Origin of the sequence: Flectobacillus roseus, assembly GCF_030056595.1 — a bacterium.
GTDB classification, from domain to species: Bacteria; Bacteroidota; Bacteroidia; order Cytophagales; family Spirosomataceae; genus Flectobacillus; species Flectobacillus roseus.
The window spans coordinates 1-20992 of record NZ_JASHIF010000023.1; the positions used below are offsets into that span (position 1 = coordinate 1).

The window sequence follows — 20992 nt, forward strand, 5'->3', positions numbered from 1 at the left end:
GATAGTTACAGGTCCTTGTTAAATCGATTCGATACAACGCTTTCAAGTTGGATAGGTTTTAACTTTATAGCATTTATTATCATCGCATTGAAGAAAATCAAAAAGTCAAGATGACTTCATTGTATCAATTTAATACAATAAAATATTTATATTTACTTACATTATTATCCAAAAAACAATTTATAGAAAGAACACAAAGCTTTAAAAGCCCTCAATTCACCAAAGTATCATTTACGATTCAAGCAATTGAAAGTGTCATCACATTATCAGGGAAAAATGTAGATTTAGCAATTGGTGGATATTCATTTACCACAACTCGGTTAAAAACCAACGCTAAAAAATCAGAAAACGGCTAGAAATTTCTAGCCGTTTTTTTTATAACTCATCGTATTTTTTGTTGCTACCCAATGCCTTTTCTATCGGATATTTTTCAGCATTTTTCGCAAGCTTTTTCTCAATGATTTCTTTTACATCAAAACCATATTTTTCAGCTAATAAAAATGCCGCGTAAAATACATCCGCCAACTCCTCCTCTATTTTCTCGATTTTAGCTTCTTCAGGATTTTTCCAAAGGAAAACTTCCAGAAGTTCAGACGCTTCAACGTTAAGACACATCGCCAGATTGCGAGCATCGTGAAATTGTGCCCAATCTCTTTCGTCTCTAAATTTGAGGATTTGTTGTATAATTTCCTGAATGTCGGATTGTGAGTTGGTGGTCATCAGTTTTGAAGTTAGTTACAATTTATAGTTCAGTGTTCAACGATGTCAGAAAATTATCTTCGTTGAAACCAATCTTCATAAATTTCCCCTCGGCCTCAGCCAAAATTTCTTGGTTGGCAATGGTAACTTTAAAGCCTTTAAGATAGAGATATGCTTCTAGGGCATCCACCTGATTAGAGACCTCATATTGCTCCAAAAACTCCCCAATGACTGTTACTTCACGCTCAATTCCTATTTCTTCAAATTCTTCCTTAATTTCCTCTGAGAAGGTTACTGTTAACAGCATTATACCTTGCCCGTAGTCTGCCAAGAAAAAACCATCCTGTCCAAACATACCACAAGCGATAAGTCCCAAATCATACAACTCATTCTGATTTGAATCGTACTGAGGCACTGTAAGGTGAGAAATATCAAAGCGCTCTCCCAACTGTTTTAACAAAAGGGAATTGGCAATAATTTTTGGCGTTTGTTGCAAATGCTGATTTTCCCATGCCCAAAGCCAAGTTCCACTTGATTTTGAAAACGAACCATACACTTGCATCGGAAAAGTATAATCTTCAAACATGATGGTTCCTTTTTCAAGATTAAAGGACCACGGGATACCTTCAGTCAAATCTGCAAAATCTCTTTGTCTGTCAATCGATAAAGGAGCAAAATTGTCAAATAAATCCCAAAATATTAGGTTTTCTGAGTCGGTAGGAAGCGAACTAATTCCCTCTTTTGTTAAGGTACCTTGTGTAAGGACTATTTCATTGATGTGCTTTAATGAATTTTTCATTAGTTATAAATTTAAGAATTAAGGAATACGGTAATGAGTTTGTAGGCAAAATAAAATTCAACTTCTTGGCTTTCGGTTTTCAGCAATGTGCTGTCAGCAAAATATTTCCAACGAATTCAAACTAGCTATTTAGCGTATTAATGCAATTTTATTTTGCTTTAATACTAATGTTTTTTAATAACCACTACCGAAAGCCGTTACCTGAAAGCCCAAAGCATAATCTTAAATTTTACCCAGCCTATTAGATTATTTGCCCTAAAAATATGCATTTAATTCGCTGAAATAAGCAAATCAAAATATAATTTTCTGCGAAACTTTTAGCGACAATATTACTCCAATCTCATCAGTGCAACGTAGGTTTCGATGCCATTCCAAATGTTTTGAATACGAATATTCTCATTCTCAGCATGTTGATTATTGTCATGATTGGCTATTGGGACTGTAATTGTAGGTGTGCCCAGATACTTTTCAAATAAAAATAAGGGAAGACTACCACCCAAACTAGGCATGAGCACCAACTCATCAGTCGTGGTACTTTGCACTGCGCTGATGACCTTTTGGGCAATTGGCAGGTTCATTTGTGTACGTTGAGCATTGTATCCTTTGCCTAGCGTCACACGAGCGATAAGAGGATATTGGAGTCTTTCTTCATCCGTGATACTTTCATTTTGAGTAACATAATAGCCTTGTGATTTGATATGATCTATCACTTTTTGTGCTTGTCGTTGGGCATCATTTCCTAAGACCAATCGCAAGTCCAAGGCTGCTGTGGCAGACGTTGGGATAACATTAGCAGTCATTTTGCCAACATTAGCACTAGAGATACCATTGATATTGAGCGACGGTAAGTTGATCAACTCAGCCAAAGATTTCCCTCCACCTTCTGCTCGGACAAAGCCTAATTCTTGCTTCATTTGCTCATCCACAGAAGGAACTCTAGCCAAAGCTTTTTTCTCCAAATCAGTAAATGGCACTACGTCGTCGTAAAAACCTTTAATCAACACCTTACCATTATCATCTTTCATTGAGGCTAATAATTTTACGAGTAAATTGGCAGGGTTGGGTGCCCAGTTGCCATAGTGTCCAGAATGCAAAGGCCGTTTAGAGGCAAAAACTTTAATTTCCATACCGATATCACCACGAACACCAAAGACCACTTGTTTTTTGCCAGATTGATGCACAGGTCCATCACAAATAATCCAAAGGTCGGAGCTAAGTTTTTCTTTATGTTTTTCCAAAATTTCAGATAAATGAGTAGACCCCGCTTCTTCCTCTCCTTCAAAGAAGAACTTTAAGTTTACACTTGGTTTTATCCCTAATTTATTCAACACTTGATAGGCAGAAAGTATCGAAAAAACACCCGCTTTATCGTCTGAAGCACTTCTTCCATAAATACGCCATTCTGGATTGATTATATCTCCCTGTTTTGGGTCAGGAATAATTTTGCCACCTTTTTCTAAGGAAGCATCTAAAAATACAGACTTGAAAGGTTCTAATCCTTCGGCCCACTGGTTAGGATTAACTGGCTGACCGTCATAATGCGCATAAAAAATTACAGTTTTAGTAGCATTAGGCACGTTTACTTCGCCGTAAATAGCAGGAGGAACACCCTTGGTTTTTGCCTCCAAAAGTGTAGTTTTAATACCTCTATCCTCCATCATTTTGACAATGTAAGCAGCAGTTTTCTGAATACCAACGGTATCATATACCACATTAGGAATGGATAACAGACCTTTAAATTCATTCAATAAGGTAAACTCATTCGCTTTCCTATAATTTCTTACTTGCTCATTGAGTTTTGACTGAGAAAGAATGGCGGTACTTTGAAGTAATAATAAGGACAGTAATACTTTTTTCATATGATAGTTTGTTTGTGTTATTGAGAATCATTGACGCCTACTTTCACTAAAAAATGGTAATTTAAAGAGTCAATCTTAAAATCACACCAATAGTAAACTTAATTTACGTCTTCCACATATGAAAAAAGGGATTTTCTACCTGTTTGCAGCCTTCTTAGTATTCTCTTGTAAGAAAAATAAAGAGAATCAACATTCCCTTGTGCCCAACGATACAACCCATTTTACCTCTCCTAATAATTTACGAAAACCCGAGGGAGTTACCTTCCAAGTCGATGAGGTTAAGCTAGCCAATGAGCCACTGAAAACTTTTTCTGCTGATCATGCATTTGGTGAGGCTATCGGGAATGAATTGTTATTCTATCCAGAGGAGCACAAAGATTATTTGTTAGTCCCTTCGCAAGAGAATGGTTTTGTAAGTACACTGCAATATTGTTATGACCAACATCGTCCATTGGTTCTTTCACCCGATGCCATTTGGATGACAATTTGTCAAGGAGTTTCTTATCACATCAACGAAAACTACAGTTCATTAAAAGGTAAATTATTTGAAAAAAATAAACCCGAAATCCTTTCGATTCGTAACGATAGTCTAGAATTTGGAGCAAAGCACTGGAACATTTTTATAAATGATATTTCAAATAAAACTCGCAAATACACTAGACAGGATTATTACAGTTTTTTTGTTGGTGATTATTCTACCACAACGCCAGTAATCAAAACAGCTTATCAAATTGCCCTTCTGAATGCTTATAAAAAAGGCTTCGATTACATTGCAGAAACGGGTTGTGGTATACCTTCAATTACAATCACAGGCACAAAGGAAGATTGGGAAAAAATTCTAGAAAAAATACAGCTTCTCAATCAACTAGGTTTAGACGATTGGCACAGAGAATTAGCTCCAATCATTGAAGAATTTAAACAAGCTAGTCAAGGCAAAATTCATCAAGAGTTTTGGAAAAATATCTATAAAAACGCCACCGAATACAATGGATTTTATATTTCGGGGTGGATGATTAAGCTGTTTCCATATATTAAGCTGATGGAGGAAAGCTCTCAAAAAAATTCGAACGGTGATATCATCATGAAGGAGGTGTTGAAAAGAAATCCCTTTCTACAAGATGACTTTTACCTAAAGTCAACGCTTACCACTGACAATTTTCCTTCAGGAATCTTGAAAGTACCTGTAACTTGGGAAAATTATAACAAGAAAACTACCACAAAACTTCAGCTATGTAGTGGCTTTTTAGGTATCTCTCAATACCAAGACAAATCTCTTGAGCCCCTCATTTCGTGGTCTGTGGCTAGTCTGAAAGAATATAAAAAAACGAAAGAGAGCCATCCAGTTGATTACTCGATGATTCATCGTGAAAATGATTGGTCGCCAAATTTTGCAAGCTTCGTTTTAGATTCTGCTATATACGATTACAAAACGAACGCTACAACCTCAAAAAGCTTGGCATTTATCAAATCATATTTACTTACTTCTCTGGCAAAAGATTCCAAATGGCGTTCTCTCAAATTAGAAAATGATACCTTAAAAATTGAGGTTTTAGTTAATGGAAAAGTGGGAGCTGTATCATTTTCAAAGACTAACAATACACAATTGAATCAATTTGTCTATCAATCCTTACGAAGACTCCCTGCACCTTGGTTGCCCGCACGTGCAACAGTGGACGCCGTTTCAGAATTGATGCAAGATGAAAGTCTTTCAGATAAGAAAATTCGAGTAAATAGTCTAGTAGCGATTGCTTTTTGAGCTATTAGTCTTCAAATTGAAATATTCTAGAGGCAATATTACCGCTTTGAAACCACTTAAACGATAAGTGTAGATTAATAGAATGACAAGCTTGTGTATCCCTCAGATTTCTTCAAGTCGTCAGGAGAACACTTTTGGTGAAGCGATGAAGTAAGAGGGGATTCAATAAATTCCCTCTTGTATTGTATCTTTTCGATAAAAACTATTTTACTTTTGTACTATGAAAATATTATGGTACTTGTTTTTGTTCTTTTCCACTAGCTCCATTGCTCAATTTCCACAAACTCCCAAAGCCTTAAAATATAGTACAAAAGATGGTCTATCTTTCGGAATCGTCAATTCAATTGTACAGGATAATAATGGCTTTATGTGGGTTGCTACCGACGACGGACTAAACCGTTTTGATGGGATTTCATTTCGTATTTTCCGTCATGACTCTGAAGAGAAATTTAGTTTACCAGGTAATTACATCAATACAGTTTTCAAAGATTCTCGTGGTCAACTATGGATTACTTCCAGAAAAGGTCTTTTGAAATTTGATGCCTCGCAGGAGCATTTTTACCCTCAGTCGCTCTACAATGGACAAAATATGGACGAAGATATTAGCTCGATTTCGGAAGCTAAAAATGGTAATCTATGGATTTCATCTTCCTTACATGGGGTCTTTAATTTTAACCCACAAACAGGCAAAACAATCAATTACCGTATGTCCAATACCAAGGGCATGCGTAGCAATACTATTTTGGTTACACTTGAAGACTCCAAAGGGCTTGTTTGGCTTGGCTCCCATACCAATGGAATCAGTGTTTTCCAACAAAGAAATGCTCAACTTCTGCCCTATCCAATCAAAAATATCGAACTGCTCAATAATTACCGTATCAACAGCATTTTTGAAGACTCCAATCATCAAATATGGTTAGCTACTTTTGACGGTATTTACTTTTTTGACAGAACATCCAATAGTATTACCAAGGTAGGTTTTACAAATTTTTCGAGTAATAACGTCTTCCTATCCCTACTGGAAGACAAACAAAAAAACCTATACATCGGAGTACAGGACGGTGGACTATATCAGATTAAAATACAACCTAGTTACCCACAACTCAAAGCCCTTCCGATACAGGTCGTAAAAGAGCCTCAAGGGGCACTTACTCAACGCTCGGTGCAATGCTTATATGCAGATAAAGACCAAAATATCTGGCTGGGAACTTATGGTGAAGGTATTATGATGCTCAACCATAGTCCGCAACGCTTTTTGCAGTTTCAGAAAAAAATCACGAACCAAAATACCGAAAGCTGGCTTCGCTACTACGGCATGACTGCCGACCATGAGGGAAATTTGTGGCTAGGTACTGATGGAGATGGTATCTATAAAACTACGCCAGAAGGAAAGGTTATCAAGCATTACGTAGCTAGTAAAGCCCAAGGAAGCCTTACCAATAATGCCATACTTAGCGCATTTAAGGATAGCAAAAACAATCTTTGGTTTGGATCCTATGCAGGAGGCCTGTATCGCTATAATCCTACAAGCGACAGGTTTATCAATTACAAAAATGTAGCAAACGACCCCAAAAGTATTGGAGCCAACGACGTCAGGGTGATTTTTGAGGATACTCAGAAAAACATTTGGATAGGAACCAATGGCGGAGGTTTTTGCCGATTTAATCCTCAAGATCAAACATTTACCAACTATAGTAGTAAATCACGAAACTTTGATTCAAACGATGTTAGGGCGATTACTCAAGACCATCGGGGCAATTTACTTATCGGAACCTATGGCGTGGGACTGATTCAGTTTAATACCCTTACCCAAAAATCAACACAACTCCTTAAAGATATTTTACCTTCAGGAGTGGTATTGAGTCTAGCCTATGACGCCAATAACGGGCTATGGGTAGGTACTCAAGAAATCGGGTTGATTCATTATCAATTTAATACCAATAGTTACACGAGATTTACCGAAAAAAATGGTCTGGGTAGCAATACTATTTTGGCGATTAAAGCACTTCCTAATCAGCAAATCTGGATTAGCACAAATGCTGGTATTTCAAAAATTGATGCCAAAACCAAGAAGATTTTTAATTATGACAGAAAGGATGGACTCCAAAACGGACAATTCAATGGTGGGTCGGTGTTGTATGAGCCTATCAAAGGCTTTTTATGTTTCGGAGGAACAGAAGGCTGGAATCTTTTTTATCCCAAAAATATCGATGTACTTACTTATCAGCCCAATGTGTTGATTACAGGTATACAGCTTTACGGAAAAGACATTGATCAAAGTGGTGTACCTCAACGAGAATTTATTCCCTTTGATAATCAAAATCCTGAAGCATTGGTGGAACTACAGCCTAATCAATCAGTTTTTTCAATTCAATACGGTGCTATTAATTATTCATATCCCGACGAAAGTTACTTTGCCTATCAACTTGAAGGGCTAGACAATGATTGGAATTATGCTGGTAAACAAAAATCAGCTACTTATCGCTATCTCGAACCAGGTCATTATGTATTTAAAGTAAAAGTAGCCAACAAAGACCGTGTTTGGTCAGACAAAATTGTGTCTGTCAATGTCATCATTTTGCCACCTTGGTACAAAACATGGTGGGCATATCTGATTTATTTGGGAATGATTGCGACGGCGATTTACTATTATCAACGCTATCGTCTGAATCAAGCTGAACTCAAGTATCAAATTCGGGTGGCAAAAATTGAGGCCGATAAAGAAAAAGAGTTAAATGAGAAAAAACTTTCGTTTTTTACCCAAATCTCACATGAGTTCCGAACTCCATTAACGTTAATTATCAACCCTATAAAAGAGTTATTGAAGGATGAAACTCAGGATACCAATAGCTTGCAATTGGTATACCGAAATGCTAGAAGGCTATTGAGTTTGGTAGACCAACTACTCTTATTTCGTAAAGCCGAAGCTGAGCGGGACCATCTTAAGGTATCTTTATTAAATGTCAAAGAATTGGCTGAGGAGGTCTTTTTGTGCTTCACTTATCAGGCAAAGGAGAAAAATCTCCATTATGATTTTGTTTGTACTGACGAACAATTGGAAATTTATGGTGATAAAGAGAAAATAGAAATTGCACTTTTCAACCTTATTTCTAACGCCATCAAGTTCACTCCGATGGATGGAGCAGTCTCTCTCAGCATTGAAGATACCCCTCGATATGTTAATTTTTATATCAAAGATAGCGGCAAAGGTATTGCAACAAACGTTGGCGAAAAGCTATTTGAGATGTTTTATCAAACCAAAAATACCAGTGCAGCAGGCTTTGGCATTGGTCTTTTTTTAACAAAAACATTTATCAAATATCATAAAGGAGACATTTCGTATTCGAGTAAAACAGGCATAGGAACCACCTTCAAAATCAGCCTACCAAAGGGATATGACCATTTGGACATAGACAATATAGTACTAGATTCAAAACCAGAATCGGCTTTACTGAATGAGTTAAAAGAAGAAAAAATTGAAACAAAAACCTTTCTAAAACTCGACAATCAGGTAAGCGTAGAGGAACTTGTGGGCGAACAAAATACGATGGTGGTGATTGATGACAATGAACAAATCAGGTCCTATCTCAAACAAATTTTTCAACCCCAATTCAAAATTTATGATGCCGAAAATGGGCAGAAAGGATTAGATTTGGTCAATGAGGTATTACCAGACATTGTGATTTGTGATATCATGATGCAAGGGCTCAATGGTATTGAAGTATGTACCGAAATCAAGCAAAATAAGCAACTCAATCATATACCAGTAATACTGTTGACGGCAAGTACCTCCTCTGAAGTAAAGCTCAAAGGCATTGAAGTCGGTGCGGATGACTATATCAGTAAACCCTTCGAAAAAGATATTCTAATTGCTCGAATCAATAGTATTTTGAAGAGCCGTATGGACTTGCAACAGTACTTTTTCAACGAAGTAACTTTACAAGCCCATAACCTAAAAATCTCTCCTGAATACAAACAGTTTTTGGATCAATGTATAACAATCGTAGAGCGAAATCTGATGGATTCGGATTTTAATGTGAGTGTATTGGCAACCGAAATCGGGATGAGTTCGTCGAGTCTTTACAATCGTATCAAGTCGATTTGTGCGCAGTCCCCTAATAACTTTATCCGATTTATTAGGCTCCGAAAAGCAGCAGAGATTTTAATTTCGACCGACTACACTGTTTCCGAAACAGCATACCAAGTCGGAATCAATGATAGTAAGTATTTCAGGGAACAATTCAACAAACAATTTGGTATGAATCCTTCCGCTTACATCAAAAAATACCGCAAGCCTTTTCACAATCAGCATACTTTCAACAAGGACGTTTTCCCAAAGAAAAGCTAAAATAGCCTCCATTTTTTCATAAAAAAGCCCTAAAATTTACCATTTTAGGGCTTTTTGTTTGATTACCCCCTACCATATAAGGATTTCCCCCCTCTCGAAATAACTCCATAATCCTAGTTTTGCTTCAAATATTTCAATGTCAAAAAGCACAAATTTTCCAATCAAACAATTTTCATTTAAAAGATGAGACAACCTTTATTCTCCCATTTCGGAAAGGACTTAGGAAAAACAGGCATCAAAAACCTGTTTGGTCCGAGTACCAAATTCTTATTATGCCTTATGATGATGCTTTCTGCATTGGCAACTTTTGCCCAAGATAGAAAGATTACAGGAACTATCCTTGATGAACAAGGAGCAGCACTTCCGGGTGCGAACATACAAGTAAAAGGAACTAGCAAAGGAGTTTCGGCAGATGTAAATGGTAAATATTCCATCTCTGTTCCAGCTAATGCTTCTACCTTGGTATTTACTTTTATCGGTTATGCTACACAGGAAGTAGAAATCAAAAATCAATCAGTTATTGACCTAAAATTGGTAGCAGATACCAAGTCACTACAGGAAGTAGTAGTGGTAGGTTATGGTACTCAGAAAAAAGTAACCTTGACAGGTTCGGTATCGGATGTAAAAGGTAGCGAAATCGTGAAAAGCCCTCAGCCCAACTTATCCAACTCGTTGGCTGGTCGTTTCTCTGGTTTTATTGCCAACAACCGTGGTGGTGAGCCTGGTTATGACGGTTCGAGCTATACCATTCGTGGTTTGGCATCGACAGGTAACAACGACGTGCTTATCGTTGTGGACGGTATCCCTGGGCAAATCGGTGGTTTGGAACGCCTTGACCCAAATGACATTGAAAGTATTTCGGTATTGAAAGATGCATCAGCAGCAGTTTATGGTAGCCGTGCTGCCAATGGTGTAATCTTGGTAACAACGAAAAGAGGTACAACTGGAAAACCAACTATTTCTTATAGCTTCAACCAAGGTTTCAGTACGCCAACTCGTTTGCCAAAATTAGCGGATGCTCCTACTTATGCTGCAATTTTGAACGAGATTGATTATTACAACAACCCAGCAGGGGGTATGAATCAGCATTATTCAGCTGATGAAATTACGAAATTTGCGAATGGTTCTGACCCATTGAACTACCCAAATACTAACTGGCAGAAAGAGGCTTTGCAAAGTGTAGCTTTACAAAACCAACACAGTTTGACAGTAAATGGTGGTAACGAAAACACACGCTATTTCATGTCGATTGGTATGATTTCACAAGACGGTTTATTGAAAAACGGTGCTACGAAATACAACCAATACAATTTCCGTTCGAACATCGACGCTAACATCACAAAAGATTTCAAAGTAAGTTTGTCTCTTTCTGGTCGCCAAGAAGATCGTCAATATCCAATCAGTAGTGCAGGTAACACATTCCGTTCTATTTACAGAGCATATCCAACAGTAGTGGCTACCTATCCAAATGGATTACCATCTACAGGTGTTGAAAATAACAACCCAGTTGTATTAGGAACATCGTTAGGTGGTCTTAACAAAAACCCTACGACTGTATTCAATGGTATTTTGAGAGGTAGCTATAACTTACCTGTAAAAGGCTTGAGCGTAGACGGATTTTTATCAATCGACAAATCTTATAACTTTTCAAAGTCGTTTAGTATTCCATACATCTTGTATTCATACAACCGCAATACCAACGCATACGACCAAGTGGTAACTGGTGGTTCGGCTGGTGCAGCAACGTTATCTGAGTCACAAACAAACTCAACATTGCAAATCCAAAACATCAAGTTGAATTACAACTTAGCTACTGGTCACCACAATGTAAATGCTTTCGTTGCTTTCGAGCAGAGTCAAAACCGTTCAGAGACTTTCGGAGCTTCTCGCTTGAACTACCCAACGCCATCAACTCCTGAACTTTCGCAAGGTGGTGCTGCGGCTACAGACAAAAACAACTACGGTAGTAGCTACAACTTCACAAGAAGAAGTTATATCTCAAGAGTTGCATATAACTATAACGAAAAATATTTGGCGGAACTTCAGATGCGTGTAGACGGTTCGTCGACGTTCCCTGCTGGTAAGCAATATGGTTTCTTCCCATCTTTCTCAGCAGGTTGGAGAATTTCAGAAGAACCTTGGTTCAAGAACAAAGTTACAAGTGTTGATGACTTAAAATTGCGTGCTTCTTATGGTACTTTGGGTAACGACAACGTAGGTCAGTTTCAGTATTACAACAACTACTCGTTCAATAACTCTTATGTAATCGGCGCTGACGTAATTCACTCAGGTATCGACTTAACAAAATTGGCAAACCCAAATATTACATGGGAAGTAGCTAAGAAATTGGATATTGGTGTGAATGCTACAATCTTCAAAAAGTTATCTGCTGAAGTTACCTATTTCCAACAAAATCGTTCAGACATTCTTGCGGCTCGTAATGCTTCTATCCCAGGTGTTTCTGGTATTGTAAACCCTTACGGTTCGGGCGCTTTAGTTCCAGACCAAAACATTGGTAAAGTAAGTAACTCAGGTATTGAGACTAGCGTAACTTACAATCATTCAGGTGATTTTAGATATATGATTTCTGGAAACTTTACCTATGCAAAAAGTAAAGTAGAATTTATTGATGAGGCTTCTGGTTTACCAGATTACCAACGTCAAACTGGTCGTCCTTTGAATACTTATTTGTTGTATAGATCTCTCGGAATTTTCAGAAGTCAAGCTGATTTGGATAAATACCCACACTTAAGTGGTGCTCGCTTGGGTGATTTGATTTTGGAAGATTATAACAAAGACGGCAAAATCACAGCAGATGATCAAGTGCGTTCTGACTATGGAAACATTCCACAAATGACTTTTGGTTTGGTGTTTAACGCAGGTTACAAAAACTTTGACTTCTCATTGGTATTTGCAGGACAAGCACAAGTTAGCCAATACGTATTACCAGAATCAGGTTCAATCGGTAACTTCTACAGCAGCTGGGCTGACAACCGTTGGAGTCCAACTAATCCAAATGGAACGTATCCTCGCGTAGACACTCGTTCATCTTCTTCAGTAAACGGTGGCTTATACCCAAGTACATTCTGGTTGAACAATGCTGCATTTGTTCGTTTGAAAAACCTAGAATTTGGATATACACTTCCAAGCAAATTATTGAGTAAACTAAATATCAAACAATTAAGAGTTTATACTAACACTTTCAACTTGTTGACATTCACAGGCGTGAAAGATTATGACCCAGAAGGAAACAGCTCAAGTGGACAATTCTACCCACAACAACGCATTATGAACCTTGGTGTCAATGTTAAGTTTTAATCTTTAATGTTTATTACAATGAAATCTAGAAAATCTATTGCTATATCTTCTTGTTTGTTTGCAGTATTACTATCAACAGCTTCGTGTAACTCGGATTTGCTTGATGTAGTACCAACAGACCGAGTTTCGGATAGTTCGATTCTTACCGACTCAACCCTTTTTGAATCTTATGTAATCAACCGTTACATGGGCGTACGTTTGACCGATAAAGAAGCAGAAGGAACACCTCCAGGCTTTGGACGTGGTTTTGAATATGCCATGTGGTCATCTGTTACGGATGAGTCTATTTATAACAACGATGATAATACTTGGTTGATTCAGAGAGGTCAATTGGCACCTGAAAACACAGGTATCGCTGGTACTATCTGGGGTAGAAGTTACCGCAGTATCCGTGAAATCAATTATGCATTAGCCAATGTTCAAAAAGTAAACATGAGCGCAGGCATGAAAACACGCCTGACAGCTGAGTTGCGTTTCTTAAGAGCATTCCGTTATCAAGACTTACTTCGTAACTATGGTGATGTAGTATTGATGGGTGATAAAGTATATGAGTTAGGAGAAGATTTCAGTAATTCTGCTATCTATACTCGCTCTTCAATCAAAGATGTTACTGCCTATATCTTGGCTGAACTTGATGCAGCCAGTAAAGACTTACCTACTGCCAACAATAGTTCAAATTGGAAGTTAGGTCGTGCGACTAAAGGTGCAGCTTTAGCACTTAAATCTCGTATTGCTTTGTATGCAGCAAGTCCATTGTACAACTCTGGAACTTGGCAAGCGGCAGCTTCTGCAGCTAAGGATGTTATGAATATGGGTATATATTCATTATACACTGGCGGTTATGACAAATTATTCTTAACAGCTGAAAACAACCCAGAAATTATTTTCGAACGCTTGTATACTCGTGGGGCGCGCCACGTGTGTTTAGAAATCTCAAACGCACCAAACGGATTTGGTGGTTGGGGAGGTAACGTACCTTTACAAAACTTTGTAGATGCGTACCAAATGAACAACGGTAAGTCTATTGATGATGCGACTTCTGGATACAACCCACAAGATCCATACAAAAACCGTGACCCTCGTTTCTACATGACTGTTTTGACTAACAACTCTTCATACAGAGGCAACACGGTTCAAAGTTATATTCCTGGCGGTAAAGACAGTAAAGATGGTCCTTCTAACTGGAATACTTCGAAGACTGGTTATTACTTGAAGAAATACATGAACGATGCTTTACCAATCGATAACCCTTGGGATATTGCAGGTACACAACCATGGATTTATTTCCGTTATGCAGAGATTTTATTGAACTACGCTGAAGCACAAAATGAGGCTACGGGTCCAGATCAATCTGTATATGACGCTGTAAACGCTATTCGTAGAAGAACAAGTGTTGGAATGCCTGCGCTTCCTACGGGCTTGTCACAAGCACAAATGCGTGATGCTATCCGTAAAGAACGTCAAATTGAGTTAGCATTCGAAGAGCACCGTTACTATGATGTTCGTCGTTGGAAAATTGCCAATGTAACAGAAAACGTTCCTGCTTATGGTATGGATGTTACGAGAAATGGTTCTACCTATACTTACACTCGTAAAGAGGCGTTGTCAGGAAGACGTTTTGAAGATAAGCACTATTTCCTACCTATCCCTCGTGCTGAAATCCTTGCTTCTGGTGGCAAATTGACACAGAATGCTGGATATTAATCTAGTCTGAAAATGTGAGGATTTGAAGATTTGAAAATGATTTAAGATCATTGATAATTTTCAAATCCTCTATTTTTTGTAGAATGCTTTAAGCCGCCAGCTGTAGGCAATTGAGCAACCAATCTTAGGCAAGGACAAGCTTTTTATTTCGGATATCGGATGTGGGATTTCGGAAGTATATACTTCTATATTTTGTAAAAAAAGGTATTTTTCTATGTATCCGAAATCAGAAATCCCAAATCCGCTATAGGTTGAATCCTTCGTAAACTACTAACTCATCACTCAAAACTCTCAATACCTTCTAGTCCTATGAAAAAATCACTTTCTCTTATTCTTACCTCTGCCTTACTTTACTCTTGCTCTAAAGATTCAGTCGATACGCCAGTTACTCCAACAGACCCTGTGGTAAAAAATACAACACCTGTGGGAGTAGATAGCATTGCAGGCGTCAATTGGGCCGATGCTCGTGACAACTTTGTGGATGGTTGGGTTATCCCCTCTGGTCTTGAAGCGGGTGACGAATATGCTACAGTTTTTGCCAAATCAGAAGGCATTTTAACAGGTTTTCAAAACCATATCAAAGGTCTCAATACGATTCGTTTGCCTATTAATCCTCCATCAGTGAATGACATTTGGTGGTCTCGCTACAAAGGGGCAATAGACAAGGCTATCAGTAAAAAAATACGTGTAGTACTTTGCTGTTGGGAATCAGCCTCTGCCAAAAATGGCGTAATTGATAACAGTGCCGACTTTTGGCAAATGTGGACCAAGGTAGTACAGGACTATGGCAACAATCCTTATGTATATTTTGAAGTAATCAATGAACCCTATGGCTATTCGCTTCAAACATTGAGCGATGTATATGCCGAGTTTTTACAAAGATTTCCAACACTTTCTCGCAAACGCATCATCTTGTCAGGCACAGGATATTCGGAGGATGTGACTGGAATCGGAGCAGATACTAGATTTTCTGAATGCTTGTTAGCACTACATAATTATGCTTTCTGGACAAATCGCACCCTGACAGAATGGGAATCTGACTGGAGACGTAGAATGGGCGCTTATGCCAAAAGAACTATCGTTTCAGAATTTGGAGTAGCCATGAGCACTGGTAAAGACTATATCGGCGGTACACAATCGGACAATGAAATCGCCTATATGATTGCATCTTCTAATGTTTTCAGAAACGATAAAGTCGCAAGTATCTATTGGCCAGGCCTACGTGATGGCGATAGCTATAGTCTGTTTTCACGAGAAGGAACAGGCACCTCTATTACCCTAAAAATCATTAATCAATCAGGTATCAATCGCCTCCGCTATGGATGGGGGATTGAATAATGGTGAATGGTGAATCTGTGAATGGTGAATTTATGAATCTTTCTTTTCTTTAAAATATTCGATAGAATCATCTGTAAAAAATCGCAACAATCGCTAATTCACCCCATTTCTAAAATACATTATCTGCTTAGTTACAAATATTTCAGCATTATGTCATCTTATAATACTTTTCAAAATTCATTCAAAAAATGGTTACTAACTGGAGCTTTGAGTTTGGGTTTCTCCACTTTTACTCAAGCACAGCAACAACCGATTTCGGTAAAATTAAATCCTCAAAAAACCTTTCAAACCATAGAACATTTTGGTGGTTCGGACGCTTGGGCGGCGCAGTTTGTTGGGAATTGGCCTGATGCCAAAAGAAAAGCTATTTCCAAGCTATTATTTAGCCAAGCGTTAGACAAATATGGGCGACCCGAAGGTATTGGGCTTTCATTGTGGCGTTTCAATGTTGGCGCTGGTAGCGCAGAGCAAGGTAAAGAAAGTGGTATCAAAGACGAATGGCGCCGAGCGGAGTCTTTTCTCAACAACGATGGTTCGTATAACTGGGAAAAACAGGCTGCTCAAATTTGGTTTTTGCAAGAAGCCAAAAAATATCATGTCGATAAGTTTTTAGCATTTACCAACTCCCCCCCTGTTCAGTTTACCACCAATAAAAAGGCTTTTGCTACCGACGGAAAACCCAATTTAGCCCCTGAGCAATACGACAATTTTGCGCAATTCTTAACAGAAGTTGTTAAGGGTGTTAAACAAAAAACAGGCATTACGTTCGACTATGTGAGCGCGACTAACGAACCACAGTGGGACTGGAGCGATGGCGGTCAGGAAGGAACACCTTTTGACAACGAACATATCGCTGGTATTAACAAAGCGCTCAGCAAAAAGCTTTTGGCAGCCAAATTATCTACCGAGATTTCTATCGCAGAAGCTGGTCAGCTTAATTATCTCTATAGTCCATTCAATAAACCTGCTCGTGGTTCTCAAATTGAAGATTTTTTCCAGAAATCAGGAAAATATTACCTCGGCGATTTACCTAATCTCAACAAATCTATTGGCGGACATAGTTATTTCACCACCTCACCTTACAAGGATGCTAGTCAAATGAGAAAACAACTAGCTAGCACAGTCGCCAAAGTTGAAGGGCTACATTATTGGATGACAGAGTACTGTATTTTGGGTGATAATGCAGGCGAAATAGAAGGGAATGGCAAGGATTTAGGGATAAATGCAGCACTATATGTTGCCAAAGTAATCCACAATGACCTTGTTAACGGTAATGCCTCCGCTTGGCACTGGTGGACTTCTATTTCTGCTTATAATTACAAAGATGGTTTGGTTTATATTGACAAAAACAAAACTGATGGCAAATACGAAGACAGCAAAATTTTATGGGCATTTGGTAATTTTAGTCGCTTTGTAAGACCTGGCGCACAGCGTATTGAAGCAGATTTGGCACAAGAAGTATCCGAAAAACTATCAGTTTCGGCCTACAAAGATGTGAAAAGAAAACAAACCATTGTGGTGCTTATCAATCATTCAAGCGAAGCGCTTGCCATCAATTTGGATGGTATCAAAGCAAAAAAAACAACAGTGTATCAAACGACTGAAAATGCGAATTTACAGCCTGTCAAAGTCAATAAATTGTCTAATATTAGTATCCCAGCTCGTTCGGTAGTCACATTACTGAGTTCGAACTAAGTTCATAGAGTATTGATAGCGAAATCCTTTCGCCATCAATACCTTTTTTCCATAAGAGAACTTCAATCTTTTATTTTCATGAAAAAACTTTTACCACTTCTTTTTCTTTCTTTTCTTTTTTCCTGCAAAAATTCTTCCAACAGTCCTCTTTTTCGATTAGTCAGCGCCGAAGAATCTGGGATTAATTTCAACAATCTCGTTGAGGAAAATGAAGAGCTTAATTTGCTCAAATACCAATATATGTACAATGGTGGAGGCGTTGCCGTTGGCGATATCAATGGCGATGGAATGGCTGATGTGTATTTTTCTGGAAATATGGTTGAGAATAAACTCTATCTCAATAAAGGAAAACAAGGAAATAGTCCCTTTTCGTTTGAAGATATTACCGAAAAAGCAGGGGTAAAAGGTCGAAAAAAATGGAAAACTGGCGTGTCAATGGTCGACATCAACGCCGATGGAAAACTAGACATTTATGTTTGTTATTCGGGACCGGGAACCGATGAAGAACGCAAAAATGAACTATATGTTAATAATGGACTTATCAATGGGGTGCCTACTTTTACTGAATCGGCCGAAAAATATGGGCTAGATGCTTCAGGAACATATACCACTCAGGTCGCTTTCTTTGATATGGACAAAGATGGCGACCTTGACTGTTTTATGGCTAACCATGCTGATATGTTTTTCAACGCTTTTTTCAATACAGAAAGATTGAGGAATACACGTCATCCCAAATACGGCAACCGATTGTACCGAAACGATGAAGGTTTTTTTCATGAAGTAAGCGTTGAAGCAGGCGTTCATGGAAGTGGCTTAAACTTCGGATTAAGTGTTTCGGTGGGTGACCTCAATCAAGACAATTGGCCTGATTTGTATGTAGCCAACGACTATAACGAGCAAGACTTTTTGTATATCAATCAGCAAAATGGCACTTTCAAGGAAGTTCTCAAACAAAGTATGGGGCATATTTCCAAAAACTCGATGGGTACGGGTATTGTGGATTTTAACAACGACGAACTAGCCGATATTGTAAGTTTGGATATGCTTCCAGAATCAAATTATCGACAAAAGCTTCTGAAAGGTCCTGACGAATATGATACCTATCAATTGCTGGTTGACAGTGGTTTTTATCACCAAAATACACGGAATATGCTTCAAATTAATCAGGGCATATCCGATAAAGGGATTCCCGTTTTTAGTGAAGTAGGGCAAATGGCTGGAATCTCCAATACCGACTGGTCGTGGAGTCCTTTGGCGGCTGATTTTGACAATGATGGTAGAAAAGATTTGCTTGTCACCAACGGTTTCTTGAGAGATTTCACCAACATGGATTTTTTGAAATATACCTATCAAGAAGAAGTTGATAAAGCTCAAAACGCTGGTCAGCAACCCAATACTTGGCAATTGATTCAACAAATGCCAAGTACCAAAACGAGTAATTATGTCTTCAGAAATATCAGTCAAAATCAGTTTGCTCAGTTTGAAGATGCCACAAAAACTTGGGGTTTAGAAGAACCAACCGTTAGCACTGGCGCAGCTTATGCCGATTTGGACAATGATGGTGATTTGGATTTGATTATTAATAACTCCAATCAGGTGGCTCAAATTTATGAAAATCAATATGCGCCGGAACAATCACATTTTCTCAAAATACAACTAAAAGGCAATGCTTCGAATACTGCTGGTATTGGAGCAAAGGTTGTTGTCAAAACCAAAGACCAAACCCAAATGCAGGAACTCTATCCTGCGCAAGGATTCCAAAGTAGTGTGGAACCTATCTTGCATTTTGGACTCGGACAAAACACAAAAATTGAATCGGTAGAAATTTATTGGAGTTCAGGGAAAAAGAGTATTCTATCAAACCTTTCTGCCAATCAAACTTTGCAGGTAACAGAAACAACTGCAAAAGATGGTTTGTATCAATACCCTCAAACCGCTGCGCTTTTTGAAGATGTCACTAACAAATCTCAGCTTTCTTTTGAACATAAAGCCATTCCATATGTCGATTTCAAACATCAGGCTCTTCTACCCTATCAACTCTCAAAAGCAGGGCCATTTACGGCTACTGCAGATGTCAATGGCGATGGTTTAGAAGATGCTTTTATAGGTGGTAATAGTCAACAAGGAGGAGTTTTGTTAATACAACAGGTCAATGGAACTTTCAAACCTGCGACTTCTCAGCCTTGGCAACAACAAACCGTTTATCAAGATATGGGCATGACATTTTTGGATGCCGATGGCGACCATGACCTTGATTTGTTTATCGCAAGAGGCAGTGCTGCCTTTGGGGCAGTGCCAGAGGCGGCTCAAGATGTCTTATTTATCAATGACGGAAAAGGTAAGTTCAGTGCCACAGTTAATGCTCTTCCCAATCTTCAAAGCAATGGAAGTTGTGTTTCAGCAGGTGATTTTGACAAAGATGGAGATATAGATTTATTTGTGGGTGGACGTTCTCTCCCCAATCGTTATCCAGAAGCTGACCAAAGCTATTTACTCAAAAATGAAAGTAAAGGAAACAATGTCAAATTTGTGTCTGTTCAGGCTGAATCTTTGGCGTCACTAGGTATGGTAACTTCCTCCGTATGGCATGACATCAACCAAGATGGCTGGCTAGACCTAATTGTGGCAGGAGAATTGATGCCTATTACTATTCTGGAAAATCAAAAAGGTAAACTCGTTGATAAAACTGAAGCTTATCATTTAGCAAAAAGTCATGGCATGTGGAGCAAAATTCTGTTGGAAGATATGGATAATGATGGTGATATGGATTTGATTGCTGGCAATGCAGGGCTAAACTCTCAGCTAAGAGCCAATGAACAAGAGCCGCTAACGGTCACTTATGCAGATTTTGACCAAAACGAAACCATAGACCCTATGATTTGCTATTATATTCAAGGAAAAAGCTATCCGATGGCTTCTCTCGACGAAACGGCTATGCAAATGCCGTGGATACGAAAGAAGTTCTTGAAATATCATGATTATGCCCAAGCAGGTCTTTCAGATTTGTTTACCTCAGAACAACTAGATAAAGCACAAAGTAAAACCGTTTTTACCTTAGCTACCACCTATTTTGAAAATACTGGAAAAGGTATATTCAAAGCTCAAGAATTGCCTTCTGTGGCTCAAACTTCATGGGTATCGGGTATTTCCTGTGGTGATTTTAACAAAGATGGGAAAAGAGATATTTTGGTATCTGGCAACTTCCATCCTTGGCGTGTCCAGCTTGGAAAAATGGACGCCTCTCATGGGGTACTGTTATTTGGGGATGGCAAAGGAGCTTTTAAAGCAAGTAAGCCTCAACATACAGGTTTGCTTTTTACAGGAGATATTCGAGATATGAAACCCATCCAAATTCGACATAAATCAAGCTTTATTTTTACCCGAAATCAAGATAAAGCAGGAGTGGTTCAGTTGAAATAATATAAAAAAATAGAGGCTAGGAACATCATTCCTAGCCTCTTTATGTGTTACTCCAA

11 protein-coding genes are annotated in these 20992 nt (G+C 38.4%); 8 read left to right on the plus strand and 3 right to left on the minus strand.

Annotated features, from left to right (window positions below):
- Positions 1–110 precede the first annotated feature (110 nt).
- Entirely contained in the window at positions 111–356 is a 246-nt protein-coding gene (locus QM524_RS21550; protein ID WP_283346173.1) for a hypothetical protein, read from the plus strand.
- Positions 357–375: 19 nt separating this feature from the next.
- Here the strand turns inward: QM524_RS21550 and QM524_RS21555 are convergent, their stop codons facing one another.
- The 3 genes from QM524_RS21555 to QM524_RS21565 form a co-directional block, all read right to left on the minus strand.
- Positions 376–720: a nucleotide pyrophosphohydrolase gene (locus QM524_RS21555; protein WP_283346174.1), complete on the minus strand. Its 345-nt coding sequence runs from the start codon at positions 718–720 to the stop codon at positions 376–378.
- Between the two features lie 22 nt (positions 721–742).
- On the minus strand, positions 743–1498 hold the full coding sequence (locus tag QM524_RS21560) for a DUF6882 domain-containing protein (RefSeq protein ID WP_095165642.1): 756 nt from the start codon (positions 1496–1498) through the stop codon (positions 743–745).
- A 329-nt stretch (positions 1499–1827) separates the two neighbouring features.
- Entirely contained in the window at positions 1828–3357 is a 1530-nt protein-coding gene (locus QM524_RS21565) for a M20/M25/M40 family metallo-hydrolase (RefSeq protein ID WP_283346175.1), read from the minus strand.
- A 118-nt stretch (positions 3358–3475) separates the two neighbouring features.
- Between QM524_RS21565 and QM524_RS21570 the strand changes: the two genes are divergently transcribed.
- The 7 genes from QM524_RS21570 (at position 3476) to QM524_RS21600 (ending at position 20936) form a co-directional block, all read left to right on the plus strand.
- Positions 3476–5113: a DUF4419 domain-containing protein gene (locus QM524_RS21570; protein WP_283346176.1), complete on the plus strand. Its 1638-nt coding sequence runs from the start codon at positions 3476–3478 to the stop codon at positions 5111–5113.
- A 220-nt stretch (positions 5114–5333) separates the two neighbouring features.
- Positions 5334–9461 carry a hybrid sensor histidine kinase/response regulator transcription factor gene (locus QM524_RS21575; RefSeq protein ID WP_283346177.1) on the plus strand — a complete coding sequence of 1376 codons (4128 nt, stop codon included), beginning with the start codon at positions 5334–5336 and terminating at the stop codon, positions 9459–9461.
- Positions 9462–9644: 183 nt separating this feature from the next.
- On the plus strand, positions 9645–12779 hold the full coding sequence (locus tag QM524_RS21580; protein ID WP_283346178.1) for a SusC/RagA family TonB-linked outer membrane protein: 3135 nt from the start codon (positions 9645–9647) through the stop codon (positions 12777–12779).
- A gap of 18 nt (positions 12780–12797) precedes the next feature.
- On the plus strand, positions 12798–14483 hold the full coding sequence (locus QM524_RS21585) for a RagB/SusD family nutrient uptake outer membrane protein (protein WP_283346179.1): 1686 nt from the start codon (positions 12798–12800) through the stop codon (positions 14481–14483).
- 309 nt (positions 14484–14792) lie between these two features.
- The gene (locus QM524_RS21590) at positions 14793–15821 is read left to right on the plus strand and encodes a cellulase family glycosylhydrolase (RefSeq protein ID WP_283346180.1); all 1029 of its coding nucleotides are present in this window, start codon (positions 14793–14795) and stop codon (positions 15819–15821) included.
- 150 nt (positions 15822–15971) lie between these two features.
- Positions 15972–17516, plus strand: coding sequence for a glycoside hydrolase (locus QM524_RS21595; protein ID WP_283346181.1), 1545 nt, complete (start codon positions 15972–15974; stop codon positions 17514–17516).
- 78 nt (positions 17517–17594) lie between these two features.
- Positions 17595–20936, plus strand: coding sequence for a VCBS repeat-containing protein (locus tag QM524_RS21600; protein WP_283346182.1), 3342 nt, complete (start codon positions 17595–17597; stop codon positions 20934–20936).
- Positions 20937–20992: the final 56 nt, after the last annotated feature.